The organism is Thalassobius sp. MITS945101, assembly GCF_047123305.1.
GTDB lineage: Bacteria > Pseudomonadota > Alphaproteobacteria > Rhodobacterales > Rhodobacteraceae > Thalassobius.
Genome location: NZ_CP138918.1, coordinates 1937332 through 1949606 on the forward strand (window position 1 = coordinate 1937332; position 12275 = coordinate 1949606).

A 12275-nucleotide genomic window follows, 5' to 3' on the forward strand; every position below is an offset into this window, starting at 1 on the left:
AATCGTCGTTTTGTGAAATTTTGGTGAAGCCGCGTTTGCAAAAACCGGTTTGGCGCAGACAGAGGACAGCCATGGCAAGGACGCCAATGTGGAAATCCATCGCGGCAACGATGGAGCAAGACATCACAAACGGGCATTACCGTGCGGGGGACAAATTGCCGACCGAGGCGGAGCTGTCCAAACGTTTCGGCGTCAACCGCCATACCGTACGTCACGCGCTTGCGGATCTTGGGGAACGCGGAATTGTGCGGTCGCGCCGTGGATCCGGAGTGTTTGTCGAAGCGCCGCCCACTGATTACCCGATTGGGCGGCGGGTCCGGTTTCATCGCGCGATTGAGGCGGCGGGGCGGTTGCCGGGCCGTCAAATGCTGCGGCTGGAACGGCGCAAGGCAACCCCGCACGAGGCAGCGCAATTGGCCATCAAACCTGAGGATCCGGTGCTGCTTTATGAGGGGTTAACACTGTCTGGCGACGTGCCGATTGGCCTGTTCATCAGCCTGTTTCCACTGGATCGTCTGCCGGACATGGAGGCCGCGCTGGGGCAGACCGCCTCGATCACCGAGGCGTTGCGGATCTGCGCAATCCCAGACTACACCCGCCGTGCCACCCGCCTGAAGGCAGAGCTGGCAACCGCCACCCAGGCGCTGCACTTGCGCCTGCGTGAGGGCGATCCGGTGTTGAAATCCGACAGTGTGAATATCGACCCAACAGGAGAGCCGGTGGAATATGGCATCTGCTGGTTTGCCGGGGACCGGGTGACGCTGACCCTGACGCCGGACTGACAAACGGGCGAAAGAGGCGGCTTAAGCCGCCTCATGCCGTTCCAGAAAGGCCTCGATCGGCAGCTTGCGGAAATCTGCCAGATGCAAGCGCAGCTTCTCGTGGCTCCAATCCCACCATCTGAGCGCTAACAGCCGCTCGATAATGCTGTCGGGAAACCGCATCCGCAAAGGTTCCGCCGCCACACCAGCCACGATCTGATAGGGGGCAACATCCTTGGTCACCACCGCCCCCGCCGCCACTACGGCGCCAATGCCAATTGTCACCTCCGGTCGGATCACGGCGCCATGGCCGATCCAGCTGTCATGGCCAATCCGCGCAACGCGGGAATGGCGATGGGCAAAGAAGGCGGCATCGACCTCGGCATCGTCCCAGTAGTCACTGGAACGATAAAGGAAATGGTGCAGCGAGGCCTGCGACATCGGGTGATCCGTTGGCCCGATGCGGGTGAAACTGGCGATATTGGCAAATTTCCCTACCACTGTATTGGCAATATCTGCGTAGCGGTCGCAGTAGGAATAATCGCCCATTTCGACATGGTTCAACCGGCTGCCCTGTCCAATCTCGACAAAGCGGCCCATCTGGCTGGCCACAATGGCGCAGCCGTCATGAACAAGCGGGGTGTCGGCGTTGAGGCGGGCCATCAGTGTCCCCCCTCATCGCCACGGATCAGCCGTGCGCGCAGCAGGCCCGACAGCCAATCCATCACCATCACCATCACGATCACCAGCAGGATGTAATAGCTCACCTCTTCCCAGTCTTTCTGTGTGATCATGGCCTGTGTCAGCAGCAACCCGATGCCACCGCCGGTAATCGCCCCGATGATCGTGGCCGAGCGGGTGTTGCTTTCCAGAAAGTAGAGGACCTGGCTCAGGAACACCGGCACCACTTGCGGGATCACCCCGAAGCGGTAGCGTTGCAGCGGTTTTGCACCGGTCGAGCGAATGCCTTCCACCTGTTTGCCGTCGACGTTTTCCAATGTTTCCGAGAACATCTTGCCGAAGCTGCCGGTGTCGGTGATCAGAATCGCCAGCGCGCCCGTCAGCGGACCGGGGCCAAAGGCGCGGGCCAGCACAATGGTCCAGATCAGCGCATCGACTCCACGGAAGAAGTCAAACAACCTGCGCATGGCAAAGCGGATCGCTTGCAGCGGGGCAAAGTTCTTGGCCGCCAGAAAGGCCAGTGGCAGCGCAATCACAGCGGCACCAAAAGTGCCGAGGAAGGCCATCAGGATGGTTTCAAAGATCGCCCAAGCCACCTGACCGTGGTGCCACATCTTGTTGTTCCAGAACCCGTCCCAGATCGCCCCTGCTTCGCCGTTGCTGGCCAGACGGGCCAGTTCCAAAGGGGATTTGCCGTAATAGGGGCTGTCGAGAGTGAAGAAGAACAACTCCCAGCCGGTTTCATATTTGAACACTTCGGCTTTGGTGCGGGTGACGTTCAGCCGGCCTGCCTCGGTGGTGATGGCCAGCCGCGATTTGGAGGTGCTGGCCCAGTCTGGCACTTTCCCATCGGGGAAGGTTGGCTGCACACCTTTAGCGCGGCTGACCTCTACGTTGATGACGCCATAGCCCGGCACTTCATAGCGGATGGTTTCCCCCAGCGTGACCAGATGGCCCGCGCCCAGATCCACCAGGGTCTCTTCGCCCATTGTGACCCATTCAGGGGCCGTGCCCTCCGGATAGGCGCCTTTGCGTTCGCCCTCAATCGCGATGGCAACATCGCCAGCCCGCATGTCGCGGGTCACGTGGGTTTTGTAGCTGTAGCTGTCCGCTACCAGCGTGCGGGCGTTCTTCAGGCTGGCCCGTTCTGCCAGTCCGGGCACGTTGAAGGCAAAGAAAACATAGGTCAGATAGGCCAGAATGACCGCAGGAAATGTAAGCGCAATCAGGCGTTTGCGCGCGATCAGAGCCGTTGCGCGTGGGCGCAGGTCAATAGGGGTTGCAGCGTGGGTCACAGCGTTGCCTCCGATTTGCGATTTCCGTGGGTCAGGCGCTCACGCAGCGCCGAGGAGATTTGGTCAACAAGCACAATGGTCAGGAACAACAGCAGGAAGATCGCCGCCGCCTCGTCATATTTGCCCTTGCCCCAGGACATCGCGTTTTTCAGCTCATAGCCAATGCCGCCTGCACCGACGAAGCCAAGGATGGCGGAGGCACGGATGTTGATTTCAAACCGCAGCAGCGCGTAGCTCAGGTAATTGGGCGACACCTGCGGCATCACCCCCAGCACCATCCGTTGCACCCAGCCCGCGCCAACCGATTGCAGGCCTTCAACAGGTTTCAAAGAGGCGTTTTCGTTCACCTCGGAAAACAGCTTGCCCAAAGCGCCCGCAGTGTGGAACGCAATGGCGATCATGGCGGGCACCGGCCCGCCACCCAGGACAAAGATCAGCACCAGAGCAATCACGATCTCCGGAATGGCCCGCATGATGTCCATCACCCGGCGAAACAGCGGAATGGCCCGCGGCCACAGCGCCAGACCTCGTGTCGACAGCAGCGACAGCACAATCGCGATCAGCGCCCCAACCAAGGTGGCGGCCCCTGCGATGTTCAGCGTTTCGATCAAAGCGGGCAGGAAACGGGCAAAATGGGCCGGAAACTCGGCCAGTTTCTGGGCCGCTTCGCCCAGCACTTCGGCAGGGAAGTCAAACAAACGGTGCAGACCATCGGCAAAGCTGCCCGCGTTTCGGTCATCAGCCGTGGCAAAGCCTGCCACCATCAGCGCAATGAACAGCACTAGAAAGATACTGTTATACATGCGTTTTCGCCGCGTCAGGGCGAAATAGGCAGAACGGGTGTCTGGGCAAGTGTCGGTCATGGTAGCAGTCATGGCAGGCCAATCCGGGCAGTCAGGGCAGAGGCGCGTGAGGGCAACCTCTGGATATGAAAAGGGCGGACCCCGGCATCCCGGGACCCGCCTTGGGGGACAAGTGAAATCAGTTGGATTTCAGCTTGCGGGCTTCGATGATCACTTCGTAGGCGTCATGGGTGATCGGCATGAAACCTTTGGCTTCACCTGCGGCCACGCCGTAGAAGCATTCGGCATCCATCGATTCCAGCGAGGCCATCAGACCGGTCATTTTGATCTTCACGTCCGCGGGCAGGGCCTTGCGCAGAACAACAGGGCCTTCGGGGATCGGCTTGGACTGCCAGATCTGCACCAGATCGTTCATGTCCACCAGGCCGGCATCCACGGCGCGACGCAGCGCGCCCGAGTTGTAGCCATCTTCCCAGTCACCCAGACCGTCCGCCCAGGTCACACCACCGTCGATGTCGCCGTTGTTCACGGCAACAATGGTCTGCTCGTGGCCACCGGTGAATTTCACTTCGCCGAAATAGTCGCCCGAGGTCATGGTGGCACCGGTGGCTTCGGGGATTTCGATCGAAGGGATCAGGAAGCCCGAGGTCGAGTTCGGATCGCCAAACCCAAAGACCTTGTCTTTCATGTCTTCCAGCTGAGCGATGCCGCTGTCCTTGCGGGCAAAGCCGATGGAGAAGTAGCCGTAGCCGCCATCGGTGTTCACTTTCACCAGGATCGGCTCTACCGCTTCGGGGTCCGACAGGTAGGTTTTGGCATAGCCCGAGGCGCCCAGCCAGGCCATGTCGATGGTGCCGCCCAGCAGACCCTGGATCACACCGTTATAGTCGGCAGGGGCGAACAGTTTGGTTTCAACACCCAGCAGCTCTTCGGTGCGGGCACGCAGGCATTCGTTGTTGTTCAGACGGTCCTGGGCGTTTTCGCCACCCAGAATACCAATGCGGAACTGGTCAATGCCTTCTGCCGACACAGGGGCGGCAACAGTTGCAGTCAGGGCGGTGGTTGCCAGTACGGCAGCAATCAGCTTTTTCATCGTTTCTCTCCGGTTTGATGTTGTCCCGAAGCGATCCCGCTTCAGGATGCTGAAGTCGGTTCAGGCGTTGGCTGGCGCAGGCTGCGCTGGCGTGGGCCGTTTCAAAGTGTCCAGGCTGGTGCTGGTTGCCGCTTCCGAGAAGCTGGCATCGGCGCCATAGATGTCGCGTGCCACTCCGGTAGTCAGCTGATCCGGCGTGCCGTCAAACACCACACGGCCCAGACGCATGCCGATCACGCGGTCGCAATACTGCCGCGCGGTGTCCAGCGTGTGCAGGTTGGCGATGACTGTGCGGCCGTCCTCTTCGTGAATGCGGCGCAGCGTGTCCATCACGACTTTGGCATTCATCGGGTCGAGCGAGGCAATCGGTTCATCCGCCAGAATGATCCGCGGGTCCTGCATCAGAGCGCGCGCAATGGCGACCCGTTGCTGTTGCCCACCTGACAGCGCCTCGGCACGTTTGGCGGCATGGGCTTCGATGCCCATACGTTCCAGAATGTCGATGGCGCGGTGAATGTCGGCGCTGGGATAGAGGTTGAACATTGTCGACAGGGTCGAGCGCCGGTTCAGCGTGCCATGCAGCACGTTGGACACCACATCCATACGCGGCACCAGATTGAACTGCTGGAAAATCATCGCACATTGCGACTGCCACTGGCGCATCTCGGCACCCTTTAGCTGCAGCACGTCACGGCCCTCAAACAGCAGGCGCCCTTCGGTGGCGTCGGTCAGCCGGTTCACCATCCGCAGCAGGGTGGATTTCCCCGCACCGGAGGCCCCAATGATGCCGATCATCATCGGTCGGTCCACCTCTAGGCAGACATTGTCGACAGCGGTGTTGTTGCCAAAACGTTTGGTCAGCCCTTGGAACGCAAGCATCTCTATCCCCCAAAATTCTTCTCGGCGGATATGGCCCTGCTCTGCGACGCTAAAACGACGGATTCATCAAAGTTTTGCGACAGGGGCGATTGCTGCCCCGCATTTGACTGCTGCAGCGACGCAGACGTATGGAGTGTTGCGCCGCTACACAGATGCTAAAAAACACGTCGTGATTCCAAAGGACTATTCCTTTGCGCACCAAGCTGTGCCAAGGGTGGCTCGTTGGGGTTGGGTAATTTCCGTTTTCGTTGAAAGAGCGACTTACCTGCATGCGGGGTGCGACGGCACGCCTGTAACAGAATTATGAGGGGAGGCAGGCAATGCTGTCGATTGGGCGCAAGATTGCGGCACTTGGGGTAACACTTGGCTTTGGCGTTTTGGCGCAGGATGCAGCGGCGCAGGATGCGTTGAGCTTTAGCAAAGGGTTTTCACCAAGCACGGTCGGTGTGAACGCCGGGTCGGTTCTGACCTATACCATCACCAACCCCGGTGCGACGCCCAATTCTGCAGTGCAATTCACCCACACATTGCCGACGGTGCCCGGCCAGATGACAGTTGCCTCTGGTGTGCTCAGTAACACCTGTGGCGGCACTGTGACGGCTGCAGCAGGCGACACCTCGCTGTCCTTGACCGGCGGCCTGGTCGGGGCGTTTCAGACCTGCACCATCGAGGTTTTGGTTTCCCTGGCCACACCTGGGGTGCATGCCAGCACCACCGGTATTTTGAACTCCTCCGAAGGGACCACAACGCCGGCCAGCGCGTCGCTTGAGGCAGATTCGGGCCGCTCTTCGCTGACCAAGACGTTTTCTACCAACACACCTGCCCTTAACACGGTGGTGACGCAGACCTATTCTTTCGACAACACGGCAAATGGCGCTGCGGTGAACTTCATGTCTCTCTCCGAGACGTTCCCTGCTGGTATCACCGTTGCAAGCCCCAGCAATCTGGTTACAGATTGCTCGGCGTTTGGTTCGCCCACTCTGACGGCCGCAGAAGGCGGTCAAAATTTTGCCATGAGTGGCTATACAGTCGCAGCCGGAAGCACATGCACGGTCAGCCTGGACCTGCTTGTCGGCACATCGGGGCAAATTGCGCTTGTGTCGGAAAGCGGCTCGTCCTCGGCAGGCGACTTGGGGGCTGCGGTTGGCAATCTGACCGTCGCCGCTCCGGCTGCAGGCGAGGTGTCGATCTCCAAACTGTTCAGCGGCGACCCGGCGCTGCCTGGTGAGACCGTGACCCTGTCGTTTGCCCTGCGCAACCTCAGCCGCACCGAAGCGGCGACCGACATCACCTTCGCGGATGATCTGGATCTGATGCTGAGTGGCACCACCGGTGGCAACTTCCCGTCCGATCCATGTGGTAGCGGCTCGGCCCTGTCGGGCACTAGCACCGTCACCCTGTCGGGCGGTGCCCTTGCGGCGGGCGCAGAATGCCGTTTTGACATTGACGTTGTGTTGCCCAGCGTGGCCACTGCTGGTGATTATGACAACATCACTTCGGCAGTGAGCGCCAATATTGGTGGCACACCGGTTGTGGGCACTTCGACTGGCCAGGACACCCTGACCGTTTCGGCTGTACCTGCCGTTTTGGCCGCCGGTACTGACCAAAACGATCCTGACCGATCCGGTGACACCGGGCGGAACCATCTCGATCCGCTATGCATTGAACAACCCCAACGCGGCAACCACCCTGACCGGCGTTGAGTTTGTTGACAACAACGCCAGGGTTCATGACGCGGCCGGGGCGGAGTTGGATGTTGGTTTCGCCTCCGTTGCCTTTGCAGGCCAGATTGCTGCCTGCGGCGGCAACTATATCAATACCGCCAACCGCCTATCGCCCAGTCCGGACTTTGCCGCCCCCGGCATTGACTTCGAGGGGGGCAGCCTTGCCCCGCTGGAGACCTGCGAATTCACCGTGACCTACAACGTCGGGAACAATCTGGCATCGGGTGTCTACCAGTCGATTGCCGATCCCATTCTGGCCAGCGGCCCAAGTGCACTGACCGGCAATACGGCCGCAGCCAGCTTCAACTACGGGTCCGGCGCGATCGAGCTGGCCATGACCAAGGTCTTTGCCGAGGATCAGGTGGTCCGTGGCGGCACCACCAACGTGACCTTCCGGCTGCAAAACGGTTGAAACGGCTGCGGCGAGTGACATTTCGTTCACCGATCCGCTCGACAGTTTCTTCACTGGCACCACCTACAGTTCCACCGTCAGCGATACCTGTGGCTTTGGCATCAGCGGTGCCTCCACCATTTCCTTCACCGGCGGTGCGCTGGCGGTGAACAGCAGCTGTGAAACCACCGTGGCCCTCACGATGGGCGGCAGTGGGACTGGATCGGCCACCGCAACCAATACCACCAGCGATCTGACCGCTGCGATGGGGGGGCTTGCGGCAGCCGTGCAAACCAATACAGCCGCTAGTGACAGCATTGAGGTGCTGGATGCCCTGCCGGCGGAGCCTTTGAGCTTTACTCATGAATATCTGACCAACCCGAGTTTCCCCGGTGAAGCAGGGACGCTGCGCTATACAATCGCCAACCCGCATCCGACGGATGATGCAACGCTGACCTTTTTCACTCACAGTTTGTCCTCCGTTGTGTCCAGCCTAGCGGCAACCGGACCCGCAACTTTGGACACCTGTGGCGGCACCGCCAGCGCGGGAAGTTTCCTGACTTACGTCGGGGGCGCGGTCACTGCGGGCACCAGCTGTGTGATCGAAGTTCCGATCTTGATGCCAGCGGGCAGCAGTGATGGTGTCTACAGCAGTCAAGGTTCATCTCTGGCGTATTCGCGCAGTGGTAGCAGCGATGCGGCTGCGATGGAGACCGCCTCGATTGAAGTCCGCAGCGACTACCTGTCTGTAATCAACAGCTTCGACACGCCAACCGTTGCACCGGGAGACGTTGCTCAGCTTCGTTTAACCCTGGGCAATACACATCCCACCTTGGCGGCCACGGATCTGGCGATCTCCACCAATGTTGGCGCGATGGCCTTTGGCTCAACCGCAGCAACGGTGGATTCGATTGCCTTCAATGATTGTGGCGGCACGATCACGGGCGTTGGCACCGGCACGCTTAGCCTGACCTCGGGCAGCGTGGCCGCTGCTGGAACCTGTGCAATTGTTGTCAATTTCAATGTGCCAGCCGACGCTGGCTCTGGCAGCGTGAGCAACCTCACGGGCACGGTCAGTGGCACGGTGGGCGGTTTTGCCCTCTCCGGTCCTGCAGCAAGCGCAAATCTGGATGTGTCCACCATTGGCACCACCTTCAGCGCAGGGTTTGATGGCCCGGCGCTGCCCGGAGAGACCGCGGTGCTTAGCTTCACGCTCACCAACCCCAATGCGGCGACAGTGAACAGCTTGGCCTTCTCCAGCGATCTGGACGCTGTGTTGTCGGGCCTCAGCGCCTCGGTCCTGCCTGCCACGCCCTGTGGCGCAGGGTCCGCCCTTACCGGCACCAGCCTGCTGACCTTCACCGGCGGCGAGTTGGCCGCAGGGGCAAGCTGTAACTTCGACATCACCGTTCAACTGCCGGCCAGTGGCACCCCTGGTGATTATGTCAGCACCACATCTGACGTCAGCAGCGGCGGCCAGTTCTCGGCCAGTGGCGCCAGCGCTACGTTGACCGTTTCGCCCCATGTGGATGTGTCGGTTACGGCAACAGATGGCCTCACCAGCACGTCGCCCGGTCAGAACGTGGTCTACACCACGGTTGTTGCCAACGCCGGCCCGTCGCTGGATCCGGCGGTGACGCTGAACGCACCGTTCCCGGCCAATCTGACCTGTACCTTTACCTCGGTCGCAGCCGGGGGCGCCTCTGGCAACACCGCCGCGGGCACCGGCAATCTGGCCGAAACCCTGTCAATGCCTTCGGGCAGCTCTGTGACCTATACGTCCAGCTGTCTTGTTGGGCGCGATGCAACAGGTCCGCTGTCCTACACGGCCACGGCCACCCCCTCGGTCATCGATATCAACACCGGCAATGAAAGCGCCAGTGACACGGACACCGATGTGGTGGCGTTGAGCCTGTCGTTCACCAAGGCCTTCGCTCCAGCGGCTGTGGACCAAGGTGAGGTCACAACCCTGACGCTGACCATCGACAACACGGCCAACCCGGTGGCCGCCACCGGGTTGAACTTCAGCGACCCACTGACCGATGGGGTGACCATTGCGGCCACGTCCAATGTCGTGACCACCTGTACCGGCGGCACATTGACCGCTGCACCTGGGGGCAGCAGCATCAGCTACAGTGGCGGCACTGTTCTTGGCGGCGCGATCTGTACTGTCAGTGTTGATCTGGTGACCTCCACCAGCGGCACGTTCAATAACGTGACCTCGGCGCTGACCTCGGATTACGTGGATGCGACGGCCGCCACGGCCAGCCTGTCGATCGCTTCGGTCCCGCTGAGCCTATCGGCCAGCTACAGCCCCGATACGATCGAGCAGCAGCAGACCTCGACCCTGACGTTGACGCTGACCAATACCTCACCGGTTGCAGCGACTTCGGTGGCTCTGGGCAACACATTGCCGGATGGGGTTACTCTTGCAGCGACGCCCAATGCCTCGACAACCTGTACCGGTGGCACTTTGACGGCGACCGCAGGGGCAAGCAGCCTCAGCTACAGCGGCGGCAGCCTTGCTGCATCCGAAGTGTGTCAGGTTGCTGTCGATGTGACGTCTTCGGCGATCGGCAACTATGTTGATGTGATCGACAGTGCCAGCTCCAGCCTGGGGGCCAGTGCTTCGGTCAGTGCCTCTTTGACGGTGGAGCCAGCCACAACCGGTCTGGTCACCTTTGTGCAAAACACCGAGGTGGACGGCACCTTTGCCTTCACCTCAGCGGAAGCAGCACTGACCTTCAACCTTGTGACTGCGGGCGGCACCGGGACCGTTGGGCCCATTCGCCTGACCCAAGGCAACTACACGGTCACGCAGAGCAATCCGACCGGTGTGGTGACCAGTTCAATGGTCTGTAGCGACGGCAACAGCACCGGGGATGTCAACACAGGTGTGATTGCGCTGGCCATTGATCCGCTGGACGATGTGACCTGTACCATCTCTGCTGTGTCGTCAGTGCAGAGAACCATCGACACCATCAACCGTTTCCTGACCAAACGGGCGGACCTTTTGCTGTCGACCGAACCCAGTGCCGGTCGGCGTCTGCAGAGGCTGCAGAGTGGTTTTGGAAATTCCACGCCCACCCGTTTTGCCACGGGGGACCTCCAGTCGTTGCTGCCCTTCTCGGCACAGATTGACCAAAGCGCTGGAGCCTACCTGATGAGCACCAGTCTGCACCAGATGCGGAAAGCATCGGCACAGATGTCGCTGGCGCATAGCCCGGGCACCGAAGAGCTGTTGGTGGATAACAACCGTTTCGACGCCTGGATGGAGGCCGAGTACAAGCAGTTCGATTATGGTGCTGATGGGGAAGGGCATTTTGCTGTGGCCTACTTCGGCGCGGACTATCTGGTGAACGATGACCTGCTTGTTGGTGCCATCCTGCAGTTCGACAATATGGAGGACCGCTCCAGCGTGAATACCTCCACCGCCAGCGGGACAGGCTGGATGTTCGGCCCCTATATGACGGCGCGTCTGGGGCAGAACCTCTACTTCGATGGGCGGATTGCGACGGGCAGCTCCAACAACTCCGTTAGCCCGTTCAACACCTATGTGGACAGCTTCAACACCCAACGTCTGTTGGCCTCTGCCAGCCTGTCTGGTGAGTTCCAGCAGGGGGCTTGGACCATCCGCCCCAACGCCAGCTTCTCTTACATTCAAGAGAAACAGCAGGCCTACACCGACTCTTTGGGCGCATCCGTGCCAGAGCAGACGGTGAAACTGGGTCAGGTGAAGATTGGTCCAACCTTTACCGGTCAGTTCATGACCGACGGTGGCACAGCCTATGCGCCGTACTTTGGTTTCGATGCGATCTACAATATCGACGAAACCTCCGGGGTGACGCTGACGTCGGGCGGCAACGCCAATTCGGACAGCTGGCGGGGCCGCGTCCATGGTGGGGTGCGCTTTGTGACCAAAGAAGGCACCGAGCTGAGCTTCGGCGGTTCCGTTGATGGTCTGGGCCAAAGCGGTGCTTCTGCCTGGGGTGTCAGCTTTGACGTGAACATGCCGTTCTGATCCTGCGCCCCGTTTGGCAACAAGAAAGCCCCCGCATCTGCGGGGGCTTTTTGCTGGTGGGGGACCAGAAGGGGTGGGGTTAGCCACGGCCACTGGTGGGATCCCGGGTTTCACCGCCGGTGCTGCGGCCCGTATCCCGACCCGTCTCCTGGCCTGTATCGCGACCCGTTTCACGATCATCATCGTCATTCGGCTTGGGATCGGTGGGGCGGCTGTTGGGCAGCACCAGTTTCGCTTTGAACTTGCCATTGCCGCGGTCAAAGATCTTAATCTGCGCCCCCGGCACCGAGGCGCTGGCTGCATGGTATTCGTCACAGGCATTCATGCCCGCTTCGGCGCAGCTTTCGGGGTGGTTTGTCTGGTTACAGGCCGAAACAACGTGGGCGTAGCAGGCCGGCAGCGAGGCACCGGCGTTGCCAGCCTGAACGGCAGGGGCGGTGGTCAGGGTCAGAACGGTGGCGAAAGCGGTGAAAGCAAAAATACGGGTCATAAGAAGTCTCCTTGGTTTGATTTGATGTCGTGACGCTCATCTGCGCCTTACATTCGTGGGTCGTCTGACCGGCCAAGAAGGTTCAAAGTTTTTTGCGATTTTTGTGAGTTTTTGTTAAGTGTATGTATTTATTGAGT

Annotated in this window: 10 protein-coding genes; 4 read left to right on the forward strand and 6 right to left on the reverse strand. The window is 60.4% G+C overall.

Going from position 1 to position 12275, the window contains the following annotated elements; all coding sequences use genetic code 11:
• Positions 1-71 precede the first annotated feature (71 nt).
• Positions 72-782, forward strand: coding sequence for a phosphonate metabolism transcriptional regulator PhnF (phnF, locus tag SIC14_RS09800; RefSeq protein ID WP_412565643.1), 711 nt, complete (start codon positions 72-74; stop codon positions 780-782).
• A 21-nt stretch (positions 783-803) separates the two neighbouring features.
• Here the strand turns inward: phnF and SIC14_RS09805 are convergent, their stop codons facing one another.
• The 5 genes from SIC14_RS09805 to phnC form a co-directional block, all read right to left on the reverse strand.
• Positions 804-1424 carry a chloramphenicol acetyltransferase gene (locus SIC14_RS09805; RefSeq protein ID WP_412565644.1) on the reverse strand — a complete coding sequence of 207 codons (621 nt, stop codon included), beginning with the start codon at positions 1422-1424 and terminating at the stop codon, positions 804-806.
• Positions 1424-2710: a phosphonate ABC transporter, permease protein PhnE gene (phnE, locus tag SIC14_RS09810; RefSeq protein ID WP_412565849.1), complete on the reverse strand. Its 1287-nt coding sequence runs from the start codon at positions 2708-2710 to the stop codon at positions 1424-1426. The genes SIC14_RS09805 and phnE (SIC14_RS09810) overlap by 1 nt, the downstream gene beginning before the upstream one ends.
• Before the next feature lie 23 nt (positions 2711-2733).
• Positions 2734-3612, reverse strand: a complete 879-nt coding sequence (gene phnE / locus SIC14_RS09815) for a phosphonate ABC transporter, permease protein PhnE (RefSeq protein ID WP_412565645.1) — start codon at positions 3610-3612, stop codon at positions 2734-2736.
• 106 nt (positions 3613-3718) lie between these two features.
• Positions 3719-4633 carry a phosphonate ABC transporter substrate-binding protein gene (gene phnD, locus SIC14_RS09820; protein WP_412565646.1) on the reverse strand — a complete coding sequence of 305 codons (915 nt, stop codon included), beginning with the start codon at positions 4631-4633 and terminating at the stop codon, positions 3719-3721.
• 60 nt (positions 4634-4693) lie between these two features.
• Positions 4694-5512: a phosphonate ABC transporter ATP-binding protein gene (phnC, locus tag SIC14_RS09825; RefSeq protein ID WP_412565647.1), complete on the reverse strand. Its 819-nt coding sequence runs from the start codon at positions 5510-5512 to the stop codon at positions 4694-4696.
• Positions 5513-5832: 320 nt separating this feature from the next.
• Between phnC and SIC14_RS09830 the strand changes: the two genes are divergently transcribed.
• From SIC14_RS09830 to SIC14_RS09840, 3 genes are all read left to right on the forward strand, one after another.
• Entirely contained in the window at positions 5833-7215 is a 1383-nt protein-coding gene (locus SIC14_RS09830; RefSeq protein ID WP_412565648.1) for a hypothetical protein, read from the forward strand.
• The gene (locus SIC14_RS09835; protein ID WP_412565649.1) at positions 7139-7648 is read left to right on the forward strand and encodes a hypothetical protein; all 510 of its coding nucleotides are present in this window, start codon (positions 7139-7141) and stop codon (positions 7646-7648) included. Before SIC14_RS09830 ends, SIC14_RS09835 begins: the two co-directional genes overlap by 77 nt.
• Positions 7649-7817: 169 nt before the next feature.
• The gene (locus tag SIC14_RS09840; protein WP_412565650.1) at positions 7818-11648 is read left to right on the forward strand and encodes an autotransporter domain-containing protein; all 3831 of its coding nucleotides are present in this window, start codon (positions 7818-7820) and stop codon (positions 11646-11648) included.
• A gap of 79 nt (positions 11649-11727) precedes the next feature.
• Here the strand turns inward: SIC14_RS09840 and SIC14_RS09845 are convergent, their stop codons facing one another.
• Positions 11728-12138, reverse strand: coding sequence for a hypothetical protein (locus SIC14_RS09845; RefSeq protein ID WP_412565651.1), 411 nt, complete (start codon positions 12136-12138; stop codon positions 11728-11730).
• Between the last annotated feature and the right edge of the window lie 137 nt (positions 12139-12275).